The sequence below is a fragment of the Rhodobacter sp. genome (assembly GCA_020637515.1).
GTDB lineage: Bacteria > Pseudomonadota > Alphaproteobacteria > Rhodobacterales > Rhodobacteraceae > Pararhodobacter.
Genome location: JACKKG010000001.1, coordinates 2,067,170 through 2,088,921 on the forward strand (window position 1 = coordinate 2,067,170; position 21,752 = coordinate 2,088,921).

The 21,752-nt window shown below is 68.4% G+C and carries 22 protein-coding genes and 1 pseudogene; 14 read left to right on the forward strand and 9 right to left on the reverse strand.

Annotation, left to right across the window (positions count from 1 at the left end):
* Window positions 1–46 precede the first annotated feature (46 nt).
* The 3 genes from H6900_10145 to H6900_10155 are packed head-to-tail and all read left to right on the forward strand — an operon-like array spanning window position 47 to window position 3,457.
* Window positions 47–1,087: a glycosyl hydrolase family 5 gene (locus H6900_10145; GenBank protein ID MCC0073635.1), complete on the forward strand. Its 1,041-nt coding sequence runs from the start codon at window positions 47–49 to the stop codon at window positions 1,085–1,087.
* Window positions 1,072–2,538, forward strand: a complete 1,467-nt coding sequence (locus H6900_10150) for a hypothetical protein (protein ID MCC0073636.1) — start codon at window positions 1,072–1,074, stop codon at window positions 2,536–2,538. The genes H6900_10145 and H6900_10150 overlap by 16 nt, the downstream gene beginning before the upstream one ends.
* 4 nt (window positions 2,539–2,542) lie before the next feature.
* Window positions 2,543–3,457 carry a hypothetical protein gene (locus H6900_10155; protein MCC0073637.1) on the forward strand — a complete coding sequence of 305 codons (915 nt, stop codon included), beginning with the start codon at window positions 2,543–2,545 and terminating at the stop codon, window positions 3,455–3,457.
* 704 nt (window positions 3,458–4,161) lie between these two features.
* On the opposite strand, the pseudogene H6900_10160 reads toward H6900_10155, so the two are convergent.
* A pseudogene (locus H6900_10160) lies at window positions 4,162–4,581 on the reverse strand (response regulator).
* Between the two features lie 134 nt (window positions 4,582–4,715).
* On the opposite strand from H6900_10160, the gene mce reads away from it, so the two are divergent.
* Entirely contained in the window at window positions 4,716–5,120 is a 405-nt protein-coding gene (mce, locus tag H6900_10165) for a methylmalonyl-CoA epimerase (GenBank protein ID MCC0073638.1), read from the forward strand.
* A 2-nt stretch (window positions 5,121–5,122) separates the two neighbouring features.
* Entirely contained in the window at window positions 5,123–5,398 is a 276-nt protein-coding gene (locus H6900_10170; GenBank protein MCC0073639.1) for a DUF1467 family protein, read from the forward strand.
* Here the strand turns inward: H6900_10170 and H6900_10175 are convergent.
* Entirely contained in the window at window positions 5,395–6,084 is a 690-nt protein-coding gene (locus H6900_10175; protein ID MCC0073640.1) for an EI24 domain-containing protein, read from the reverse strand. The genes H6900_10170 and H6900_10175 overlap by 4 nt on opposite strands.
* Window positions 6,081–6,656 carry a nitroreductase gene (locus tag H6900_10180; protein MCC0073641.1) on the reverse strand — a complete coding sequence of 192 codons (576 nt, stop codon included), beginning with the start codon at window positions 6,654–6,656 and terminating at the stop codon, window positions 6,081–6,083. The genes H6900_10175 and H6900_10180 overlap by 4 nt, the downstream gene beginning before the upstream one ends.
* Before the next feature lie 110 nt (window positions 6,657–6,766).
* Here H6900_10180 and pcaD point away from each other — a divergent pair, with 110 nt between their 5' ends.
* From pcaD to H6900_10215, 7 genes are all read left to right on the forward strand, one after another.
* The gene (pcaD, locus tag H6900_10185) at window positions 6,767–7,555 is read left to right on the forward strand and encodes a 3-oxoadipate enol-lactonase (GenBank protein ID MCC0073642.1); all 789 of its coding nucleotides are present in this window, start codon (window positions 6,767–6,769) and stop codon (window positions 7,553–7,555) included.
* A gap of 40 nt (window positions 7,556–7,595) precedes the next feature.
* On the forward strand, window positions 7,596–8,840 hold the full coding sequence (locus H6900_10190) for a TCR/Tet family MFS transporter (GenBank protein MCC0073643.1): 1,245 nt from the start codon (window positions 7,596–7,598) through the stop codon (window positions 8,838–8,840).
* Window positions 8,837–10,147: a Gfo/Idh/MocA family oxidoreductase gene (locus H6900_10195; GenBank protein MCC0073644.1), complete on the forward strand. Its 1,311-nt coding sequence runs from the start codon at window positions 8,837–8,839 to the stop codon at window positions 10,145–10,147. Before H6900_10190 ends, H6900_10195 begins: the two co-directional genes overlap by 4 nt.
* A 156-nt stretch (window positions 10,148–10,303) precedes the next feature.
* Window positions 10,304–11,395 (forward strand): polyamine ABC transporter substrate-binding protein, encoded by a 1,092-nt coding sequence (locus H6900_10200; protein MCC0073645.1) that lies wholly within the window; start codon window positions 10,304–10,306, stop codon window positions 11,393–11,395.
* A 60-nt stretch (window positions 11,396–11,455) separates the two neighbouring features.
* Window positions 11,456–12,592, forward strand: a complete 1,137-nt coding sequence (locus H6900_10205; GenBank protein ID MCC0073646.1) for an ABC transporter ATP-binding protein — start codon at window positions 11,456–11,458, stop codon at window positions 12,590–12,592.
* Window positions 12,589–13,686 (forward strand): ABC transporter permease subunit, encoded by a 1,098-nt coding sequence (locus tag H6900_10210; protein MCC0073647.1) that lies wholly within the window; start codon window positions 12,589–12,591, stop codon window positions 13,684–13,686. Before H6900_10205 ends, H6900_10210 begins: the two co-directional genes overlap by 4 nt.
* Entirely contained in the window at window positions 13,686–14,489 is an 804-nt protein-coding gene (locus H6900_10215; GenBank protein MCC0073648.1) for an ABC transporter permease subunit, read from the forward strand. The genes H6900_10210 and H6900_10215 overlap by 1 nt, the downstream gene beginning before the upstream one ends.
* 192 nt (window positions 14,490–14,681) lie before the next feature.
* On the opposite strand, the gene H6900_10220 is transcribed toward H6900_10215, so the two are convergent.
* From H6900_10220 to fabA, 5 genes are all read right to left on the reverse strand, one after another.
* On the reverse strand, window positions 14,682–15,659 hold the full coding sequence (locus H6900_10220; protein MCC0073649.1) for a rubrerythrin family protein: 978 nt from the start codon (window positions 15,657–15,659) through the stop codon (window positions 14,682–14,684).
* A gap of 74 nt (window positions 15,660–15,733) precedes the next feature.
* Window positions 15,734–16,504 (reverse strand): hypothetical protein, encoded by a 771-nt coding sequence (locus H6900_10225; protein MCC0073650.1) that lies wholly within the window; start codon window positions 16,502–16,504, stop codon window positions 15,734–15,736.
* Entirely contained in the window at window positions 16,501–17,289 is a 789-nt protein-coding gene (locus tag H6900_10230) for an SDR family oxidoreductase (protein MCC0073651.1), read from the reverse strand. The genes H6900_10225 and H6900_10230 overlap by 4 nt, the downstream gene beginning before the upstream one ends.
* A gap of 5 nt (window positions 17,290–17,294) precedes the next feature.
* Window positions 17,295–18,524 (reverse strand): beta-ketoacyl-ACP synthase I, encoded by a 1,230-nt coding sequence (fabB, locus tag H6900_10235; protein ID MCC0073652.1) that lies wholly within the window; start codon window positions 18,522–18,524, stop codon window positions 17,295–17,297.
* Window positions 18,525–18,679: 155 nt separating this feature from the next.
* Entirely contained in the window at window positions 18,680–19,189 is a 510-nt protein-coding gene (fabA, locus tag H6900_10240) for a bifunctional 3-hydroxydecanoyl-ACP dehydratase/trans-2-decenoyl-ACP isomerase (protein MCC0073653.1), read from the reverse strand.
* Window positions 19,190–19,335: 146 nt separating this feature from the next.
* Between fabA and H6900_10245 the strand changes: the two genes are divergently transcribed.
* Both H6900_10245 and H6900_10250 read left to right on the forward strand, forming a co-directional pair.
* Window positions 19,336–19,776, forward strand: a complete 441-nt coding sequence (locus tag H6900_10245) for a transcriptional repressor (protein ID MCC0073654.1) — start codon at window positions 19,336–19,338, stop codon at window positions 19,774–19,776.
* Window positions 19,777–20,547 carry a 23S rRNA (adenine(2030)-N(6))-methyltransferase RlmJ gene (locus H6900_10250; protein MCC0073655.1) on the forward strand — a complete coding sequence of 257 codons (771 nt, stop codon included), beginning with the start codon at window positions 19,777–19,779 and terminating at the stop codon, window positions 20,545–20,547.
* Between the two features lie 2 nt (window positions 20,548–20,549).
* Here the strand turns inward: H6900_10250 and H6900_10255 are convergent, their stop codons facing one another.
* Window positions 20,550–21,752 (reverse strand): DUF2254 domain-containing protein, encoded by a 1,203-nt coding sequence (locus H6900_10255; GenBank protein MCC0073656.1) that lies wholly within the window; start codon window positions 21,750–21,752, stop codon window positions 20,550–20,552.

Genomic DNA, 21,752 nt, shown 5'->3' on the forward strand with positions numbered 1-21,752 from the left:
ACGCCACTTCCTGTCGATGCTGGGCGCCGCGCCGACCCTGGCCGCCATGGGCGGGCAGGGGGCCTCGGCGCAGGGTCTGCTCAGCAGCGAGGACCTGGCGCAACAGGCCGCGGCGGTCTGGCAGGCGTGGAAGGGGGCGTATCTGCAACCCTCGGGCCGCGTCGTCGATGGGCTGCAACAAAACGCCAGCCATTCCGAAGGGCAGGGCTATGGGGCGGTCCTGGCTGTCGAATTCGCCGATCAGGAGGCCCTGACGCGGATCCTGGACTGGACCGAGGCCAACCTGGCCCTGCGCGGCGATTCCCTGCTGGCATGGCGCTATCTGCCCGACGCGGCAAACCCGGTCCCTGATCTGAACAACGCCTCGGACGGTGACCTGTTCTATGCCTGGGCGCTGGTGCGCGCGGCGGCGCGCTTCAACCAGCGGGCCTATCTGCAACGCGCCCAGCAGACCGCGCAGGCGCTGGTCGCGCGTTGCATCGTGCCCAGCCTTGCCCAAGCGGGCGAAACGATTTTCCTGCCCGGCGCGCAGGGCTTTGTGCACAGCGACCGCATCGTCTTCAATCCCAGCTACATCATGCCGCTCGCCATGCGCGAGGTCGCCGCGGCGACGGGCGTTGTCGAGCTGGCGCAAACCGCGCAACAGGCCGAAGGCCAGTTGCAACGCCTGGCGCAATCGGGTCCGGTGCCGGATTGGGTGCAGGTCACTCGCGACGGCATGAGCCGCGCGACCGATTTCTCGGATGTCGCGGGCTACGAGGCGATGCGCGTGCCGCTCTATCTGATCTGGTCAGGCCTGCGTCAGCACCCGGCGGTGACGCAGATGATGCGGATCTATGACCGCACCGTGCAACCGGGCGTGCCGGTTCCGACGCGGATCGACCCGACCACGGGCGCGGTGCTCGAGGCGTCGAACGATCCCGGATACCGGGCGCTCGCGGGGCTGGTGTCTTGCGCCGGAACCCCTGCGCAGGTCGGCTCGGACATGCCGCCCTTCGATGCCAGTCAACCCTATTACCCGGCGACATTGCAGATGTTCGCGATGATCGCCGCCAATCAGGTGAGTCCCGAATGCGTGCCGATCTGACCCCCTTGTTCCCTGCGATCCGTCTGGGTGCCGCCACGCTGGCGACGGCGCTGGCGCTGATCCTGGCGGCACCGCATCCCGCCCAGGCCCAGGTGCCCGGCACCGAGGACCTGCGCGCGCTGATCTATTACCTCGACCATGACGACCAGCGGTCCGTCCAGGCCGAGATGCGCCGCCTGCGCGCGGCCTTTCCGAACTGGACCCCGCCGTCCGACGTGAACCAGCTCAGGGCGATGGGCACGACGGCGACGGCCACGGTCGATGTGCAGCCGATCTGGGCGCGCATCCAGCGCAATGATTTCGCCGGCGCACGCGCGACGATCGCGCAAGAGCAGGCCCGCGTGCCGGGATGGGCGCCCGACGCCGAAATGCTGCGCGTGCTGGAGTCCGGCGAATCGCAGGCCGCGTTCGAGCAGGCCTATGCCGCGCGCGATCTCAGCGCGGCGGTGGCGGCGGCGCGGCGCACGCCCTCGTTGATGCGCTGCGACCGGATCAACAACGCCTGGCGCCTGGCCGAGCTTTACCAGATCGCCGGGCAGACCCCCAACGCTGTGACCACCTATCGCGGGGTGGTCCAGTCCTGCACCCGCCTCAGCGACGTGGTGCCGACGCTGGAAAAGGCCAATGACGTCGCCTCGACGCAAGAGATGGCCTCGCTTTTCGACCTGGCGCGCCAGAGCGGGCCGGCGAACACCGCGCAGTTGAACGACCTCGAGGCGCGTCTGCGCGCCGGACGCGGGCAGGGCACGACCCGAACCGCGCGCGCGACCCAACCCGCGGCCGCGCCGGCGCCCCGCGCGGCGCCTGCGGCGCCTGCCGCCAGCGCGGCCGTGACGCCCTCGGCCCCGGTGGCGCCCGGCCGGATGCCCGCCACGGGCGACAGCCGCATCGCCAGGGTGCGCGCGGCCAAGGAGCGTGGCGACTGGGCCGGGTGCCTGGCGGCCTCGGCCAATCCGCGATCGCTCGACGTGATGTATGAACGCTCGTGGTGCGCCTACAACCTGGACCGCTCCGGCGAGGCCTTGGCCGGGTTTACCGCCGCCGCGCAAAGCGGCGCCGCGCTCGGCGGGACCGTGCCCCGCGACGCGCGCTTCGGCATGATCCTGTCCTATCTCAACATGAACATGACCGAGGAGGGCGCGCGCCTTGCCGCGGCGACCGACCTGACCCATCAGCAGCGCCAGGAGGTGGAATCGACCATCCTCGACCAGCGCGCGGTGCGGTCCTATCACCAGCGCGACTATGCCCAGACCATCGCCTATCTGAACGCGCTGGAACAGCTCAATGGCAGCTTGCGGCGCGACCTGTCGATGCTGCGCGGTTACGCCTATCTGAACAACGATCAAAGCGACCTGGCCCTGGCCGAGTTCCAGCGCCTGGACGGCGCGTTGAGCACCCCCGAAACCCGCGCGGCGCTGCAATCCGTGCGGGGCATTCGCAGCGGCGGCTAGGCGGGTGGACCTGATCCTTCATATCGGCGCCCCCGGGACCGACGAGGGAAGGATCGCCGCCTGGATCCGACACAACCAGCGCGCGTTTGAGGGCGCGGGCGTCGCCGTTCCCGACCCCGACGGTTTCGTCGCGGACCTGGCGCGGGCGCGCGATACCGGGTCCGGTGCCGACGCGCTGGCGCGCGAAGAGGCCTTTCTGCGCGGGCAGGGGGCCTCGGGCGCGCGTCGCCGCATGGTCGTCAGTGCGCCCGACGCGTTGCTGCCGCGCGCCGATGTGCTCTGCCCCGAGGGGTTTTGCCGGCGCGGTCTGGACGCGCGCCTGGACGGATTGCGGGCCTTGTTTCCGCGCACCCGGCTGACGTTGCTGCTGGCGGTGCGCCGCCCGTCGGATCTGGTGCCCGCGCTTCTGTCCGCCGACGGGGTCCCCGAGGCTGCCCATCTGATGCCCGCCCTGTCGGACGAGACGCTGCCCTGGACCGCGCTGGTTCAGGCGATCCGCGCGCGTCTGCCCGGTGCCCGCCTGGTGGCCTGGCGGCACGAGGACCTGCCGCGCGTCTGGCCGCGAGTTCTGGGGGGCATGATGCCCGCTGGCGCCTCCCTTCCGACGGCCGGCCTGCTGGACCTGGCCGCCGCCGATCTGGGCGCCGAGGCACGGCTGAGGCTGGACCGCTACCTGACGCGGACCGGCCCGGTCAGCGCCGGCACGTTGAGCCGCCTGGTCGGCGTTTTCGCCGACCGTTTCGGACACGCCGGCCGGGTGAGAACCGGCTACCAGGGCGACCTTCCGGATTGGTTGGCACGGCGTCTGGGCGACATGGACGCGGGCTATCGAACAGAATGGGAGGACCTGAGCAACCAGGCTGGCGTGCAGGCCCTGCACCCCCCGCCGGCCGAGGGTGTGCAGCCCGAATTTATCTGACCTTTTATTGTCAGGCAGACATGCGCCCCCGCTGTCTTTGGCCCGGTGCCGCGCCCCGCGCTGATCGAGTCCGCCGGCCGGGTCCCGTTGCCGCGTGGCCATCCTGTCAGTATTGACCGGAGCCGAAGCACACGCGCCGCACCAGATGGTGCCGGTTCCGGCGTTCGTTCCGCGTTCAAGAATACTGCACAAAACGTTGATATATCATACTATCATCGGGTTTCATCGCGATTGATGTCCCCGCTCGCCAGCCTCGTTTTCTTCGTGCAGAGATGGCGCCGCACCCCTGACGGGTGGTCGATCTGGAATGCCTGACATAAACCGATCCGCGCGTCTCCGACCGACTTGCACCGCGCGGTCGGCGGTGTGGTGCCTTTGGCGTGCCGGTGCCGTCACAGGAGCGCGCCCTTGTGCAAGGGCCGGTCGGTCAGCGCGATCAGCGACGGGCGATCGCCAGAGTCGGCCGCGGTCTGCGCCGCTTCGGCCAGCCGCGAGTCCCGCATCGCCCGCCCGATCGACGCCAGGAGCTGCCCGGCGTAGCGCAGGCGATCACGGTCCGGTGGGCCGTTCAGCAGATCGCGCACCAGGCGCAGATCGTCGCGCAGCGCAAGCGGGTCGCCGGGGGCCTCGCGCCCGGCCTCGTCGTCGCGCGTCGCCTCGGGCGCCCGGATCATCGAAGGGGGGACCACGCGCGCCCCGGTCAGGGCGGCGAGGTGCCGCGCCAGGCTGATCGGTTTCAGCAAGAAGGCGTCCGCGCCGGCGTCCAGGGCGGCGTCCTCCATCCGGGTGTCGCCGCTGACGGCGACCAGCCGGTGGGGGCGCATGGAACTGCGCTCCAGCGCCGCGATGAGGTCCAGCCCCGATCCATCGGGCAGGCCCAGGTCGATCAGCGCGATGTCGGGGCGATACACCTTGAGATGCAGCGCCGCGCTGGCCAGCGAGTCGGCGCGGCGCAGCCGGATTCCCACCCGGCGGCAGAGCAGGCGCACGGCCTCGGCGGCGAAACGGCTGTCTTCGACCAGCAGCAGGGTGCGCGGGGCGATGGCCTCGGCCATGAGCGGCGCGAGGGCCGACGGCCCGGCGACCGCGCGGGTGGGCAGCGGCGGTTGGGAACGATGGGGCATGGCAGCGACTCCTTGTCTGCCGCCAGCCTGACAGCCGTTGACTAACGCCCGGTTAAACCCGCCGCGACCTTGCGCCGCTTGGAATCGACCGGGGGCTGGTCTATTCAGGCCGCGACGCAGCAACAGGACATGCCATGATCGGACGCCTCAATCACGTTGCCATCGCCGTGCCGGACCTTCAGGCCGCCGTCGCGCAATACCGCGACACGCTGGGCGCCGAGGTCGGCACGCCGCAAGACGAGCCCGACCACGGCGTCACGGTGGTTTTCATCACCTTGCCCAACACCAAGGTCGAACTGCTGTATCCCCTGGGCGCGGACAGCCCGATCCGGGGGTTCCTGGACAAGAACCCCGCGGGCGGGATTCACCACATGTGCTTTGAAGTGGACGATATCCTGGCGGCGCGCGACACCCTGAAATCCCGGGGCGCGCGGGTTCTGGGCAGCGGCGAGCCCAGGATCGGCGCGCATGGCAAGCCGGTGTTGTTCCTGCATCCCAAGGATTTCAATGGCTGTCTGATCGAATTGGAGCAAGTCTGATGATCTCGCCCGTTTCCGGCTTCGTTCTCTATGCCTTTCTGTGGTTCCTGACGCTGCTGGTGGTGCTGCCGATCCGCCTGAAGACGCAAGAGGATGTGGGCGAGGTCGTGCCCGGCACGCCGCGCTCGGCGCCCGCGGATCCGCAGATCGGCAAGCGCGTCATCATCACCACGATCGCGGCGACCGTGATCTACGCGATCATCGTCGGCATCATCCTGTCCGGTGTCATCACGGTGAATGAGATGGACTTCATGAACCACTGGATGAACGGGCGCTAACGCCCGTTCACACGGTGAAACAGGTGGGTAAAGGCGGCCGCGCCGATCACCGGCATCGCCAGGTTCACCAAGGGCACGCTGAGCGGGATCGCCATCACGATCCCGGCCCCCCACAGGGTGAAAAACCTGTCGCGCCGCAGGGCCGATGCCTCGGCCGGGGACAGGCGGCGCAGCGCAACCATGGTGAAATATTCGCGCGACAGCAGAAAGCCGTTGATCAGCCACAGGCAGATCATGCCCAACCCGCCGGAAAAGACGAACAGCAGCATCCCCAGCAGGTTCAGCAGCACCAGCAGGCCAAAGTAGCGGATCGAATCCAGCAACGCGGGCCAGAAGGCCGCGCGGGGCGCGGGGCTGAGGCCCGGGTAGTGGCGGGCCTCGACTGCGTCGGCCACGTCGTCCAGGAACAACCCGGTAAAGGCCGAGGCGACCGGGACCATCAGGAACACCGACAAGATCAGCATGACCGCGATCGAGGCGACCGAGACCAGCGCCGACAATCCGTTGACCGCGCCGATCCAGGGCAGGGTCAGCGTGTCAGGGGTGACCCACTGCACCACCAGCAGAACGGCCGCATACATCGCGAACAGCAGCGCCACGGCCAGCGCCAGACCCAGCCAGACAGCCCGGCGGAAACGCGGGTCGTCGAACTGGGCCAGCGCCGAAAGGAATGCGCCGACGATCATTGCGCGATCCGGCCGACCCGATGTTCGAGTGCCGGGCGGGAGCGTTCGACCGCCGGGGTCTCGCACGTGCCCAGATGGATGAAGCCGGCGATCTGTTCGTGGGCTTCCAGTCCCAGGCCGGTTTCCAGGAACGCGCGGTCAAAGGCCTCCCACCCGGTGATCCAGGCCGCGCCCCAGCCGCTGGCCAGGGCCGCGTTCACCAGACTGACGCAGACCGCGCCGGCAGACAGGATCTGCTCCAGTTCGGGGGCCTTGTCCGAGGGTTTGGGCGAGGCCACGACCGCGACGATGCGGGGCGCGTTTTCCCAGCGTCGGGCGGATTTCTCGATCTTTTCGGGTGCGATTCCCAGGGCGGGGCCCCGGGTGCGCAGCAGTTCGGCCAGGCGCGGCCGCGCCGGGTCCTCGATCAGAAGCAGGCGCCAGGGTTCCAGCGCACCGTGGTCGGGCACACGCAGCGCCGCGGTCAGCAACTGGTCCAGCGCCGCGCCGTCGGGCGCTGGCGCCTTCAGCGCGTTGGCCGGCTTGGATCGGCGTGTAAGCAGGAATTCCATCACGGGATTGGGTTGGGTCATCGGGCACCTCCAGCCTGTCAGATCGCAACTTGCGGGCCGGGAATCAAGGTCGCTTGCCGTTCCCCGGAAAACCGTCGAGACTGCGCCGGGGTCCGAGGACGGAGGATGACATGCGTATGGCGGATCTGGGCGACCTCAGGCTGCAGTATCAGCTTGATGGCGACCCCGAAGGATCGCCGCTGGTGCTGATCCACGCGCTGGGGACCGATCTGCGGCTGTGGGACAAGCTGGTGCCGCTGTTGCCGCGGGGATTGCGCATTCTCAGGTTCTCGCTGCGTGGCCACGGCTTGAGCGATGCGCCGCCCGCGCCCTATGCGATGGGGGCGCTGGTGCGCGATGCCGAGCGGTTGATGGACCACCTGCGGATCACGGACGCGGTGATCGTCGGCTTGTCGATCGGCGGCATGATCGCCCAGGGGCTGGCGGTCAAGCGGCTGGATCTGGTGCGCGGGCTGGTTTTGTCGAACACCGCCGCAAAGATCGGCACGGCAGCGATCTGGCAGGACCGCATCGCGCAGATCGGCGCCGGCGGGATCGAATCCGTGGCCGATGCCACGATGGAACGCTGGTTCGCCCCCGCCTTTCGCGCCACACCCGAGGCCCGCGCCTGGCGCAATATGGTCACGCGCACGACGCTGGACGGATACCTGGGATGTTGCGCGGCGATTTCGGGGACGGATTTCTACACGCCGACCTCGGGGTTGCGACTGCCGGTGCTGGGGATCGCGGGCAGCGCCGACGGCTCGACCCCGCCCGACCTGGTGCGGGAAACGACCGAACTTGTGCCGGGCTCGCGCTTTGCGCTGATCCGCGACGCGGGGCACCTGGCCTGCGTGGATCAGCCCCAGGCCTATGCCGAGTGCCTGACGTCGTTTCTGCGCGACATCGGTCATTGTTGAAAAAGTGCGATTCAGGCGCCGAAAACTGGGGTCAGATACTATGTCTGACGTTCGACAAGTGACAGTTCAACCGTCCTCGCAACGCCTCGCCGTGCTGTTTATCCTGGCCACGCTGGCGCTGGATGCGATCGGCTACGGCCTCATCATGCCGGTCATGCCCGATCTCTTGCGCAGCGTCACCGGCGGCGATCTGGCCCGCGCGGCGCTTTGGGGTGGGGTGCTGACCGGGGGCTTCGCGGTGATGCAATTCCTCTGCGGTCCGGTGATCGGCAATCTCAGCGACCGCTTCGGGCGCAAACCCGTCTTGCTGGGGTCGCTGGCGGTGCTGACCGGGGATTACATCGTTCTGGCGCTGGCCGCCTCGGTCTGGCTGATCCTTGCCGGGCGGCTGGTGACGGGGGCCGCGTCCTCGACCTTTGGCACGGCCTCGGCCTATCTGGCCGACATTTCCAGCCCGCAACAACGCGCGCAACGCTTCGGCCTGATCGGCGCGGCCTATGGCATCGGCTTCGTGCTGGGGCCGGCGCTGGGGGGGATGCTGGCGCAATACGGCATTCGCGCGCCCTTTGTCGCCGCCGCCGTGATCGCCGGGGCCAACCTGCTGTTCGGTCTGCTGGTGGTGCGCGAGACCCTGGCGCCCCGGCACCGCCGACCCTTCGAATGGCGCCGCGCCAATCCCTTTGGCACGTTTCGCGCCATTGGCCGCCTGCCGGGGCTGGGGCGGTTCCTGGTGATCTACACCGCCTATGAATTCGCCTTTACCGTCTATCCGGTGATCTGGGCCTATTACGCCATCGCCCGCTTTGACTGGACGCCGGGGCAGGTGGGGCTGTCGCTGGCGCTTTACGGTGTGGGGTTCGCGCTGGTGCAGGGCGTGCTGATCCGCCCGGCGCTGCGCGCGCTTGGCCGGGGCGGCACGATCGCGCTGGGGTTGGTCGCGGCGGCGCTGTCCTTTGCGGTGCTGGTCTGGATATCGAACGGCGTGCTGGCGCTGGCGATGGTGCCGGTATCGACGCTGTCGGGGCTGGTCATGCCGGCTCTCAGGGCCGAGATGACCGACCGCGTCGCCCCCAGCCAGCAAGGCGAGTTGCAGGGCGCGCTGGCCTCGCTTCATGCGTTCGGGATGATCGCCGCGCCACTGATCTACACCCGCGTCTTCGCGCTGTTCACTGGCGCGGGCGCGATCCTGGACCTGCCGGGCATGGTGTTCGCCGTGCCCTCGGCCCTGAGCCTGGCCGCGCTGCTTCTGCTGTGGCGCGTGCGTTTCGAAAGGAGTGCCCCATGAACCTGTCGCAACTGGCGCGCGCGCGTGCCGATCAGGGCCGGCCGGTCCGTGTCGCATTGATCGGCGCGGGCAAGTTCGGCTCGATGTTCCTGGCCCAGGCGCCGCATATCGCCGGGCTCAGCGTGACGCATATCGCCGATCTCGACCCGGCGCGGGCCCGCGCCGCGTGCCGCGCCACCGGATGGAGCGCCGAGCGCATCGCCGCCACGGTCTTTGTCGAGGACGGTCTCGATGCCGCGCGCGCACCCGTCGATGTGGTGATCGAGGCCACCGGCGTGCCCGAGGCGGGGCTCAACCACGCGCGCGCCGCGCTCGACGCGGGCAAGCATGTGGTGATGGTCAATGTCGAGGCCGACGTTCTGGCCGGTCCGGTTCTGGCGGCGCAGGCGCGGTCGGCGGGGCTGGTCTATTCCATGGCCTATGGCGATCAGCCGGCGCTGGTCAGCGAACTGGTGGACTGGGCGCGCGCGACCGGGTTCCAGGTGGCGGCGGCGGGGAAGGGGACGAAATACCTGCCCGCCTATCACCAGGTCACGCCCGACGGGGTCTGGCCCCATTACGGCCTGACGCCCGATGAGGCCCGGACCGCCGGCATGAACCCGCAGATGTTCAACAGCTTTCTCGACGGGACCAAATCCGCGATCGAGATGGCCGCGATCGCCAACGCCTGCGGGCTGGACGTGCCGGCAGACGGGCTGGCCTTTCCGCCTTGCGGGGTGGACGATCTGGCGCATGTGCTGCGTCCCCGCGCCGTGGGCGGGCACCTGGATCATGACGGCATGGTCGAGGTCGTCAGTTCGCTCGAACGCGACGGGCGGCCGGTGTTCCGGGATCTGCGCTGGGGGGTCTATGTGGTGCTGAAGGCGCAGACCGACTATGCCGCCGGCTGTTTTCGCCAATACGGCCTGCCGACCGATTCGACGGGGCAATACGCGGCGATGCACAAACCGTTCCATCTGATCGGGATGGAGCTGTCGATCAGCGTGCTGTCCGCCGCGCTCAGGGGCGAGGCGACGGGCCACAGCCGCGCCTGGCAAGGCGACGCGGTCGCGGTGGCGAAACGCGCGCTCAAGGCCGGCGAGATGCTGGATGGCGAGGGCGGCTGGACGGTTTGGGGCCGCGCCTGCCCCGCCGCGCTGTCGGCCCGGCGCGCCAGCCTGCCGATCGGTCTGGCGCATCGCGTGCGGCTGAAACGCGACGTGGCGCAGGGTGAAATTCTGGGCATGGCTGACGTCGATCTGGACGAAACGCAAACCGGTGTCCGGCTCAGACGCGAGATGCTTGCCGCCGCTCTGGCGGGGCGATAACGTCCGACTGTCTGCTCTCGACCCGGTGCGATCCGGGCCCATTATTGCGGGTGAAATCTGCCTTGTGATTTTGATCATGTTCTCGCACAGTCTTGGCAAGGACCTTCAGAGTCCGCGCCCCAAACCCCGCAAGGGACCCAACGGAGAGTGATACGGATGCCCAAACTGCTGACCACCACCGCGATTGCCGCGCTCGCCGCCTCGGCCGGGTTTGCGCAGGCGCAGAACGTCGTGAACGTCTACAACTGGTCGGACTATATTGCCGAGGACACGTTGGCGAATTTCACCGCCACCACCGGGATCGAGACCAACTATGACGTCTACGATTCGAACGACACGCTCGAGGCGCGGATGCTGGCCGGCTCGTCGGGATTCGACGTGGTGGTGCCGACCGGCAACTATCTGCAACGCCAGATCGCCGCGGGCGTCTATCAGCCGCTGAACCGTGACCTGCTGCCCAACTGGGGCAACATGGACCCGCAACTGATGCATCTGGCAGAGGCCTTCGATCCCGGCAACCAGTATGCGGTCATCTACATGTGGGGCACGACGGGCATCGGGTATAACGTCGATGCGGTGCACCAGCGCCTGGGCGACGACTATACGCCGCACAGCTGGGACATCGTGTTCAATCCCGAACTCGCCAGCCAGTTTGCCGATTGCGGCATCGCCATGCTGGACGACCACACCGAGATCCTGCCCGCCGCCCTGCGCTATCTGGGCAAGGACCCGTTGTCCACCGATCCCGCCGACCTGGAAGCGGCGGTCGCGATGCTGGAGCAGGTGCGCCCCTTCGTGCGCTATTTCCACTCGTCGCAATATATCTCGGACCTGGCGAACGGCGAAGTCTGCCTGGCCATTGGTTGGTCGGGCGATGTGTTGCAGGCGGCGGCGCGCGCCGACGAGGCCGGTAACGGCGTGCAGGTCGGTTATGCGATCCCCGACGAGGGCGCGAATCTGTGGTTCGACATGATGGCGATCCCCGCCGATGCGCCGCACCCCGAGCAGGCGCACGCCTTCATCAATTACATGATGGATGCCCAGGTCGCGGCGAACAACACGAACTATGTGCAATACGCCAACGCCAACGCCGCCTCGACGGCCCTGATCGACGCCGAGGTGCTGGACAATCCGGCGATCTACCCCTCGGCCTCGGCCCGCGCCAATTTCTGGACGCTGCAACCGCACGACAGCCGCACCGACCGCCTGGTGACGCGGCTGTGGACGCGCCTGCGCACTGGCCAGTAATCTGATCCCCGCCCGCGTTCCGGCGCGGGCGGGGTGTCTCACCCCGGCGGAGGCCCTTTGATGCCCAGCAACCCGTCCATTGCCGCGAACACCCGCCCCTGGCGCGATCCTGACGCCAAGCCCTTCATCTCGATCCGGAACATCACCAAGCGGTTCGGCAATTTCACCGCCGTGAACGACGTCTCGCTGGATATCTACCGGGGCGAGCTGTTCTGCCTGCTGGGGGGGTCGGGCTGCGGCAAGTCCACCTTGCTGCGGATGCTGGCCGGGTTCGAGACCCCGACCGAGGGCCAGATCCTGATCGACGGACAGGACATGGCCGGCGTGCCCGCCGACAAGCGGCCCACGAACATGATGTTCCAGTCCTATGCGCTGTTTCCGCACATGAGCGTGGAAAAGAACGTCGCCTACGGCCTGCTGCGCGAGGGCAAGTCCAAGGCCGAGGCCTACGCCCGCGTGGCCGAGATGCTGGCGCTGGTGAAGCTGGAGAAATTCGCAAAGCGCAAGCCGCACCAACTGTCCGGCGGGCAGCGCCAGCGGGTGGCTCTGGCGCGCTCGCTCATCAAGCAACCCAAGCTCTTGCTGCTCGACGAACCGCTGGGTGCGCTGGACAAGAAACTGCGCGAGGAAACCCAGTTCGAGCTGGTCAACATCCAGGAAACGCTGGGCGTGACCTTCATCGTCGTGACCCATGACCAGGACGAGGCGATGACCCTCGCCACCCGCATCGGCGTCATGACCGAGGGCGTCATCGCCCAGATCGGCGAGCCGCGCGAGATCTACGAGACGCCGAATTCGCGCTTCGTCGCGGATTTCATCGGCTCGGTCAATTTGTTCGAGGGGCAGGTCGGTCCTGCCGCGCCCGATCTCATGCATGTCGAAACGGTGGATCTGGGTCCTGTCGTGGTGCCGCCGCGCGCCGGTCTGAAACAGGGCCAGACCGTCTGGCTGGCGATGCGGCCCGAACGCGTCTGGCTGACGCGCGAAAGGCCGGCCGACGCCGTCAATTCCGTGCGCGGCGAGGTGCGTGACATGGGCTATGTCGGGCACATGTCCTCGTATGTGGTGCGGCTGGATAATGGCCGGCTGGTGCGCGTGACGCAGGCCAACGAGGGGCGACGCGACAACCCCATCACCTGGGACGAGCAGGTCTCGGTCAGTTTCGAGCCCGCGGATTTCCGGGTGCTGACCGAATGAGCCGGTCCGCCCCCATCGAACCCCCGCCCGTCGCGGCCGCGACCAGCGCCTGGCCGCTGGTGCGCCGCGTGGCGCTGGGGCTGTGCGCGGTCTTCTGGGGGGCCTGGGCGCTGGGGCTGCTGCCCGGGATCGACGGCGTGCGCGGCAACCTGGTCGCGTTGACGGTGGTTCTTGGCGGGTTCCTGCTGGCCGACGAGGTAACCCAAGACCTGGCGCTGCCGCGCCGCTGGCTGGTGATCGCCGTGCCGCTGGTATGGTTCGTGCTGTTCTTCCTGATCCCCTTCGTGGTGCTGGGGCGCATCTCGCTGTCCGAGACGATCATCGCGCGGCCGCCCTATACGCCACTGTGGGATCGCGCGCCGGATGGATCGCTTGAGATCCTGGCGGGGTTCCAGAACTACAGCTGGATTCTGGGAGACGCGCTTTATCGCAACGCCTATCTGTCGTCGATCAAGATCGCCGCGATCTCGACGGTGCTGGCGTTGCTGGTGGGCTATCCGATCGCCTATTACATCGCCCGCTCGCCCGAACCGCGCCGCTCGGTGCTGCTGCTGCTGGTGATCCTGCCGTTCTGGACCTCGTTCCTGCTGCGGGTCTATGCGTGGATCGGGTTCCTCAGGGGCAACGGGGTCATCAACAACGTGCTGCTGTCGCTGGGCCTCATCGACGAGCCGCTGGTGATGATGCAGACCGATTTCGCGGTCTATGTGGGCATCGTCTATGCCTATCTGCCGTTCATGATCCTGCCGCTCTATGCGACGCTGGTCAAACTGGACGACGCGCTGCTCGAGGCTGCCAGCGACCTCGGCGCCTCGCCGGCGGTGACCTTTTTCACCGTGACCCTGCCGCTGTCGTTCCCGGGGGTCGTCGCGGGTTCGATGCTGGTCTTCATTCCGGCGATCGGGGAATACGTCATCCCGGCGCTGCTGGGCGGTCCCGACACGCTGATGATCGGACGGGTGATGTGGGACGAGTTCTTCTCGTCGCGCGACTGGCCGGTCGCGTCGGCGGTGGCCATCGTCATGCTGATCCTGGTGGTGATCCCGATCATGTGGCTGCAATCGGTGCAGAACCGGCAAGAGGAGCAGGGCTGATGAAACGCGGATGGTTCCTGCCCATCGTCACCGTTCTGGGCTTTGCCTTTCTCTACGCGCCGATCGTGTCCCTGGTGGTGTTCTCGTTCAACGAAAGCCGGTTGGTGACGGTCTGGGGCGGGTTCTCGACGCAGTGGTATGGCGCATTGCTGGACGACGGGCAGATGCTGGCGGCAGCCTGGGTCAGCCTCAAGGTCGGCACGATCAGCGCCACGCTGGCGACGGTGCTTGGAACGCTCGCCGCCTTTGTGCTGACCCGGTTCGAGGTGTTTCGCGGCAAGCTGTTGCTGACCGGTATGATCACCGCGCCCCTGGTCATGCCCGAGGTCATCACCGGCCTGTCGTTGCTGTTGCTCTTTGTGTCGATGGAGATGGTGCTGGGCTGGCCGGCGGGGCGCGGGCTGACCACCGTGGTCATCGCCCACGCGACCTTTTGCGCGGCCTATGTCGCGGTGATCGCGCAATCGCGCCTGCGGGACATGGACGAGAGCCTGGAGGAAGCCGCGCGAGACCTTGGCGCGGGTCCGGTGCGGGTGTTTTTCGACATTACCCTGCCGGTGATCGCGCCGGCCCTGGTGTCGGGGTGGCTTCTGGCTTTCACGTTGTCGCTGGACGACCTGGTGGTGGCGAGCTTTGTGTCGGGGCCGGGGGCCTCGACGCTGCCGATGGTCATCTTCTCCAAGGTGCGATTGGGGGTCAGCCCGGACGTGAACGCGCTGGCGACGATCATCATCGGGATCGTGGCGGTGGCGGTGACGATCGCGGGCTTCCTGTTGCGACGTCAGGCGAGGGCGGCCCGGTAGCGGCGGGGGGCTGCCGCCCCCCGCACCCCCCGCTTCAAGGGGGGCACGCCCCCCTTGAAAATCCCCGTGCGTATTTTCGACAAGATGATGGGGCGCGGTTTACCGCTTGTTAACCTTGGCCTTCTTTGTGCTTCAAATATCCTGGGGGTGAATTCGCGGCACGCGAAGAGGGGGCAAGGCCCCCTTTCTGTTTCAGCCGCCGCCGATGATCGCACCCGCCGCGAACACCAGCGCGCCGCCCAGCACCACCTGCAGCGTGGCGCGCAGGAAGGGTGTGTCCATGAACTTGTTCTGGATCCAGGCGATGGCCCAGAGTTCGATGAAGACGACGATCATCGCGATCCCGGTCGCGGTCCAGAAATGCGGGATGAGATACGGTAGCGCGTGGCCAAGGCCACCGACCGCCGTCATCACCCCGGCCGCGATCCCGCGTTTGAGGGGCGAGCCCCGGCCGGACAGCTGGCCGTCGTCCGAGGCGGCCTCGGTGAAGCCCATCGAGATGCCGGCACCGACCGACGCGGCCAGGCCGACCAGGAAGGTGGTGTGCGTGTTCTCGGTTGCAAAGGCGGTGGCGAAGATCGGTGCAAGGGTCGAGACCGAGCCATCCATCAGCCCGGCCAGTCCCGGCTGGACCCAGGTCAGCAGGAACTGGCGTTTCGCCGCATCATCCTCGGCGGTGCGGGCGTCGTCGCCAAGGTGCTGGTCCTCGAGCCGTTGGGCCGAGTTTTCGTGCGCGGCCTCGGCCGCGGCGAGGTCGCCCAGCAGTTTGCGGGTGGCCGCGTCGGTGGTGCGCTGGGCGGCGACCTCGTAGAAGCTGGCGGCCTGGCGTTCCATCGCCTCGGCCTCGCCGCGGATCTGGTCCAGCGTCATGGTCTGTAGCAGCCAGACGGGTTTGCGCGCGTAGAACCCGGCCACATGTTCGCGCCGCAACAGCGGGATCACCTCGCCAAAGCGTTTGCGGTGGATGTCGATCAGGCGTTGGCGGTGGCGGTCCTCTTCCTCGGCCATGCCGTCGAAGACGGCGGCCGAGGCGGGGTAGTCGGCGCGCAGGCGCTCGGCATAGGTGCGGTAGATGCGCGCGTCGTCTTCTTCCGAGGAAATGGCGAGCGCGAGGATTTCCTGTTCGCTGAGGTCGCGAAAGCGGCGGCGGTTGCCAGAGCCTGGGATCATGGGCCTCTCTCCTGGGTTTTGGCCAGTCTAGGCATGGGGTTGGCGGGTGCAAGGGGGCGGGGCGACGCGGGTCTTCAGCTTGCCGTCAGGGTGTGTCCGGACCAGCGGTCCCAGGGCATTTGCCCGCGCCAGCGCCAGAGCGGCCAGACGTAATAGCCCAACAGCAGCGCGACCGTGGCCGCGACCGCGCCCACCACCGCGGCAAAGGGCCACAGCAGCACCGGAACCGGGTTCAGCGCCGAGGCCAGCGCCAGCAGGGTCAGGGGCCCCAGCCGCAGCACCTCGCGGCGGATCGGGTGGCCCGGGCCGGTCAGCCTGAGGCCCAGCAGCGCCATGCCGGCGCTGCGGCTTGCGCGCGCGGTCAACCCGGCGCCGAGCGCGCCCATCACCACGAACACGATCGCCGCCGACAGGTCGGGGACGCGGCGGGGGCGCAGCGCAGGGTCCACCGGCACGCGCACCATCCGGGTCAGGCGCCGCGCGGTGTCGGCGTCGGTGTGGCTGTAGACGGCAACGATCTCGCGCCCGTTGGGCAGGCCGTAGAGGCGACTTTCGCACAGGCGCAGCACGGTGAACTGGGCGGTCTCGGGGTGGTCGAGCACCCCGTCGGGCGGCTGCGCCAGATCGTTGCAGGTGACGGTGCGCAGATGCAGCAGCGGTTGTGGCAGGCGCAGGCCCTGGTCGACAAAGGGCAGGGTGGCCAGCCCCACCAGGATCACCGCCAGCGTATGGTCGAGGGCAAAGGCCAACAGGCGGCGCACCAGAAAGCGCGGCGGCAGGGGCGCGGTGCCGGCGGGCGGCGCGGCCGGGGGCGTCGCCGCGCGCTGCCCCCGGCCCGCTGTCACAGGTTGTCGGGCTGGGGCATCCCCAGCACGTGATAGCCGGAATCGACCATGAGGATGTCGCCGGTGGTGCAGGCGCCATAGCCCGAGCACAGGAACACCGCCGCCCCGCCGACGCTTTCCAGCGTCGCGTTGTGGCGCAGGGGCGCATTCGCCTCGGTATGGCGGAAGGTCTTGCGCGCGCCGCCGATGGCCGCCCCTGCCAGCGTCTTCATCGGCCCCGGCGAGATTGCGTTCACGCGGATCGCCTGCGGTCCCAGATCGTTCGCCAGATACCGCACCGAGGCTTCGAGCGCGGCCTTGGCCACGCCCATGACGTTGTAATAGGGCGTCACCCGGTTCGAGCCGCCATAGGTCAGCGTAACGATCGATCCGCCGTCGGGCATCAGTTCGGCCGCGCGGCGCGACACGTCGATCAGCGAGAAACACGAGATGTCGAGCGAGTGCTTGAAATTCCCGCGCGACGTGTTGATGAACCGGCCGGTCAATTCGGTCTTGTCCGAATAGGCGATGGCGTGGATCAGGAAATCGATGGTGCCCCAGTGGTCCTGGATCCGGGCAAAGGCCGCATCGAGCGAGGCGTCGTCGGTGACATCGACATCGACCAGGAAATCCGACCCGACCGAGGCCGCCAGCGGTTCGACGCGCTTGCCAAAGGCCTCGCCCTGATAGCTGAAGGCCAGGTCCGCGCCCTCGGCCGCCAGCGCGCTGGCGATCCCCCAGGCGATGGAGCGTTCATTCGCCACGCCCATCACCAGCCCGCGCTTGCCCTTCATCAGATCGGCCATGGCCGTCACTCCCTGAGTTTCGACATCACCAGCGTGGCGTTGGTGCCCCCGAAGCCAAAGCTGTTCGACAGGATCGAATCGTGATCGACGCCCTCGCGCAGGGTGGTGGCGATTTCTTCGGGCTTCACCGCGGGGTCCAGATCGGTCACGTTGATCGAGGGCGCGATGAACCCGCCTTGCATCATGATCAGCGAATAGATCGCCTCGTGCACGCCGGTCGCGCCCAGGGAATGCCCGGTCATCGACTTGGTCGAGGCGATGGGCGGCACCTGGCCGTCGCCAAAGACGCGGCGGATCGCCTGCACCTCGGTCACGTCGCCCGCCGGTGTCGAGGTGCCGTGCGCGTTGATGTAAGTGATCGTGCGGTCTCGCGGCAGCGTCGAGAGCGCCAGCTTCATCGACCGCTCGCCACCCTCGCCCGAGGGGGCCACCATGTCGTGCCCGTCCGAGGTGGCGCCGTAGCCTGTGACCTCGGCATAGATCCTTGCGCCGCGGGCCTTCGCGTGTTCCAGTTCCTCAAGCACCACGACCCCGCCGCCGCCGGCGATGACGAAGCCGTCGCGGGTGGCGTCGAAGGGGCGCGAGGCGCTGGTGGGGGTATCGTTGTATTTGGACGACATGGCGCCCATCGCGTCGAACAGGCAGCTCAGCGTCCAGTCCAGTTCCTCGCCGCCGCCGGCAAAGACGATGTCCTGCTTGCCCATCTGGATCAGTTCGGTTCCGTTGCCGATACAATGCGCGCTGGTCGAGCAGGCCGAGGTGATCGAATAGTTCACGCCCTTGATCTTGAACGGCGTCGCCAGGCACGCCGAGTTCGTGGACGACATGCAGCGCGTCACCATGAACGGGCCCATCCGCTTGGGTGCGCCCTTTTCGATCACCGTCTTGTGCGCGACGAACAGGTTCGAGGTGGACGGCCCGCCCGAGCCCATGACCAGCCCCGTGCGTTCGTTCGAGACGTCGCTTTCCGACAGGCCGGCATCGGCGATGGCCTGCTGCATGGACAGAAAGTTGTAGGCCGCGCCAGGCCCCATGAAGCGCAGGTCGCGCTTGTCGATGTGGTCTTCCAGAACGATCTGCGGCGCGCCCTGGACCTGGCTGCGGAACCCGTGTTCAGCATAGTCCGGCGCAAAGACGATGCCCGAGCGCCCGGCGCGCAAACTGGCCTCGACCTCGGCGGCGGAGTTGCCGATGGGTGAGATGATGCCGATCCCGGTGATGACGACGCGGCGCATGGGGACTCCCTGTTGGTTTGCGTCAGGGGTTTACTCACCCTGCTGGGAAAATGCTACCGCATATTCGCCGCGCTGCCCATGGCCCCGGCGACCCCGCGCCCGAATTGACGCCGGCCGCGCTGACCGGGCCCCGCCGCGGGGGGATCGGGCGCCGGTCAGCTTTCCGAAAGCGCGACCTTCATGTCCTTGACGACATAGATCACCTCGCCGTCGGCCTCGACGATGCCGTCGGCCACGCCCATGGTCAGCCGGCGGGTCTGGATGGCCTTGGTGAAATCGACCTTGTAGGTCAGCATCTTGCGGTCGGGGCGCACCATGCCGGTCAGCTTGACCTCGCCCACGCCCAGGGCATAGCCGCGTCCAAGCCAGCCGCGCCAGCCCAGATTGAAGCCGGTCAACTGCCACAGGCCGTCCAGGCCCAGGCACCCCGGCATGATCGGGTTGCCGGGAAAGTGACAGTCGAAGAACCACAGCGACGGGGTGATGTCGAATTCGGCCACGACATGGCCCTTGCCATGCAGCCCGCCGTCCCCCGAAATATCGGTGATCCGGTCCATCATCAGCATCGGCGGGGCGGGCAATTGCGCATTGCCGGGGCCGAACAGTTCGCCTCGGGCGCAGGCCAGCAGGGCGTCCTTGTCGAACCGGGTCGGGTATTGCGGCATTCGTCGATCCTCGTTGGCAGGGTTTTCCCCGTCTAGCACCCTTGTTTCCGCCCTGACAAGGCGAAGGGTGGTCCGGACGGCGACGCGGGGGGGCAGGGCGGGGCAGGGGCATTGAATCCGGCGCCCGCGCGGCTTAAGACAGGGCCATGACGCATGATTTTGCCCCGCCGGGTCCTCAGGCCCAGGAACGCGCCGCGCGCTGGCTCGGTCTTGCGGGCCTGCGCCCGACGCGCCAGCGCCAGGCGCTGGCCGCGTTGCTGGTCGGCGACGGCGAGAACCGCCATGTCACCGCCGAGAGCCTGTTCGCCGCCGCCCGTGCGCGCGGCGCGGGCGTGTCGCAGGCGACGGTCTACAACACGCTCAGGGCATTCTGCGAGGCCGGGCTTCTGGCCGAGATCACCGTCGATGCGACGCGCAGCTATTTCGACACCCGCACCGACGATCACCCGCATTTCTTCTGGGAGGACAGCCAGGCGCTGACCGATGCTCCGGCCGAGGACCTGAAGATCCTGCGCCTGCCGCAGGCCCCCGAGGGTTGCGAGGTGTCGCGCGTCGATGTCGTCATCCGCCTGCGCCGCTGTCGCTGAATGCTGTCCTATCAGCACCTTTATCACGCCGGGAACCTCGCGGATGTGCACAAGCACGCGCTTCTGGCCTGGACGCTGGACTACCTGACCGCCAAGGACAAGCCGCTTACCTATCTGGAAAGCCACGCGGGGCGGGGGCTTTACGACCTGTCCGCGCCCGAGGCCGTGAAGACCGGCGAGGCCGCGCAGGGCATCGGCCGGCTGGTGGAACGCATCGCGCCCGACCATCCCTATGCGCGGGTGCTGGCACGGGTGCGGGCTGCGCATGGCCCCTCGGCCTATGCCGGATCGGCGCTGATCGCGGCGATGCTGTTGCGTGACACTGACAGCGTGCACCTGGCGGAACGCCACCCCCGGGAACACGCCGCCCTCGTGCAGGCGATGCTGCCCTTTGCGGTGCGCGTGCACCAGGCCGACGGCTTTGCCAAGATGCAGGAACTGACCCCGCCGACGCCCCGGCGCGGCCTGTTGCTGATCGACCCCAGTTTCGAAACCGCCGCCGACTACGAGGGAATGCCCCGGTTCATCGGCCAGGTCGCGCGCAAATGGAACGTGGGGGTGATCGCACTGTGGTATCCGATCCTGACGGATGCGCGCCACGATGCCATGCTGGCGGCGCTGGACGCTGCCCACCCCGGCGCGCTGCGCCACGAGGTCCGCTTTCCGCCCGCCCGTCCGGGGCATCGCATGGTCGGATCGGGCCTGTTCGTCGTGAACCCGCCCTGGGGGCTGGCCGACGAGGCCGCGCGCCTTGAGGCGCTGTTCGCCTGACCTCAGGCGTCGAGCAGCGCGCGTTCGTCCGCGAGCCGCAGCGCCGCCTCGGCATGGGCGCGCGCCCGGACGGCCAGCGCGGCCGCGGCCTCGGCCAGTTCGGCGTCGGGGCTTCGCGTCAACGCCGTCAGCGCCGCCAGCAGCGGGCGCACCACCTCGATCATGGCCGCCCCGTCGCGCGCGATGGGCGCAAAGCCCGCTTCGACCAGATCGGCGGCCGCCAGGGCCGGCACGAACACGCGCGGCTGGCTCAGGCCGTCGTCCGGTTCGACCCGGCCCCAGTCCCAGAGCAGGCGCACCAGCGTGCCGATCACCTCGATCGCCGTGCCGGGATCGTTCACCGCGGGCGACAGCGCGCGCGAGGCGATCTCGGACAGCACGGTCAGACCCAGGCCCGGGTCTTGTTCGTAACTGCGCCGCTTGCCGATGACGAAGCAGCGCGCCAGCGCGGCGTCATCGGCCACGCCGCCGACGCGCGCGATGGGGGCCCCCTTCAGCACCACCTCGCCCGGACGGTTCAGCACCCAGACCGGCCCTTGCGAACAGGCCGCCAGGCCGGCCACGTCGATCGCCTGGATCACCCCCGACACCGGCGCGGGCAGGTCGCGCGCGCCCTCGGCGATCACCGTTGTGGCGGTCATCGGACTGGCGCCCAGGGCCGGCTGGCGGCGCAAGTGCCGCAACGAGGCCGAGGCCTGCGCCTCGGCCCGGGACAGCGCGTCGCCCAGCGTGCCCAGCGTCGTCAGGTGGTCGATCCAGCGGATCAGCGCGACGACGACGCCCGCCACCACCAGCAGCGTGACCCCCAGAACCAGGGGCGCGCCCCCGTCAAAGCCGGCGTGGAACAGGATCAGCGCGGTCAGCGCATAGACAAAGGCGCCGATGAACACCGCCAGAACCGTCTGCGTGGTGCCGTCCGCGATCATCAGTTGCAGGACCCGGGGCGTCGCCGTGCCCGCCGCGCCCCGATGCACGGACACCATGGTGCCCAGCGAAAAGGTCGAGACCGCCAGCATGGACGACGCCAGGATGCTCAGCACCGGCACCACGGCCTGGGCGCCGAAACGGCCGCCCAGCGCCTCGGGCACCAGCGGCGCGGCCAGATGCGCGCCGGCGACCACCAGGATCGCCAGCAGCGCGAACATCGCGACCCTGAGCCAGAGCTGCCCGGCCAGCCGCCGGGCCAGGATCAGCGCCCGGAACAC

Excerpts from the sequence above, each read along its gene's own strand:
- H6900_10200 (MCC0073645.1), top strand. The coding sequence starts at position 10,304 with ATGCCCAAACTGCTGACCACCACCGCGATTGCCGCGCTCGCCGCCTCG.
- fabB (MCC0073652.1), bottom strand. The coding sequence starts at position 18,524 with ATGCGCCGCGTCGTCATCACCGGGATCGGCATCATCTCACCCATCGGC.
- H6900_10220 (MCC0073649.1), bottom strand. The coding sequence starts at position 15,659 with ATGATCCCAGGCTCTGGCAACCGCCGCCGCTTTCGCGACCTCAGCGAA.
- H6900_10150 (MCC0073636.1), top strand. The coding sequence starts at position 1,072 with ATGCGTGCCGATCTGACCCCCTTGTTCCCTGCGATCCGTCTGGGTGCC.
- fabA (MCC0073653.1), bottom strand. The coding sequence starts at position 19,189 with ATGCCGCAATACCCGACCCGGTTCGACAAGGACGCCCTGCTGGCCTGC.
- H6900_10195 (MCC0073644.1), top strand. The coding sequence starts at position 8,837 with ATGAACCTGTCGCAACTGGCGCGCGCGCGTGCCGATCAGGGCCGGCCG.
- H6900_10145 (MCC0073635.1), top strand. The coding sequence starts at position 47 with ATGGGCGGGCAGGGGGCCTCGGCGCAGGGTCTGCTCAGCAGCGAGGAC.
- H6900_10190 (MCC0073643.1), top strand. The coding sequence starts at position 7,596 with ATGTCTGACGTTCGACAAGTGACAGTTCAACCGTCCTCGCAACGCCTC.
- H6900_10175 (MCC0073640.1), bottom strand. The coding sequence starts at position 6,084 with ATGATCGTCGGCGCATTCCTTTCGGCGCTGGCCCAGTTCGACGACCCG.
- H6900_10230 (MCC0073651.1), bottom strand. The coding sequence starts at position 17,289 with ATGGCCGATCTGATGAAGGGCAAGCGCGGGCTGGTGATGGGCGTGGCG.
- H6900_10250 (MCC0073655.1), top strand. The coding sequence starts at position 19,777 with ATGCTGTCCTATCAGCACCTTTATCACGCCGGGAACCTCGCGGATGTG.
- H6900_10210 (MCC0073647.1), top strand. The coding sequence starts at position 12,589 with ATGAGCCGGTCCGCCCCCATCGAACCCCCGCCCGTCGCGGCCGCGACC.
- H6900_10180 (MCC0073641.1), bottom strand. The coding sequence starts at position 6,656 with ATGACCCAACCCAATCCCGTGATGGAATTCCTGCTTACACGCCGATCC.
- mce (MCC0073638.1), top strand. The coding sequence starts at position 4,716 with ATGATCGGACGCCTCAATCACGTTGCCATCGCCGTGCCGGACCTTCAG.
- pcaD (MCC0073642.1), top strand. The coding sequence starts at position 6,767 with ATGCGTATGGCGGATCTGGGCGACCTCAGGCTGCAGTATCAGCTTGAT.
- H6900_10205 (MCC0073646.1), top strand. The coding sequence starts at position 11,456 with ATGCCCAGCAACCCGTCCATTGCCGCGAACACCCGCCCCTGGCGCGAT.
- H6900_10215 (MCC0073648.1), top strand. The coding sequence starts at position 13,686 with ATGAAACGCGGATGGTTCCTGCCCATCGTCACCGTTCTGGGCTTTGCC.
- H6900_10245 (MCC0073654.1), top strand. The coding sequence starts at position 19,336 with ATGACGCATGATTTTGCCCCGCCGGGTCCTCAGGCCCAGGAACGCGCC.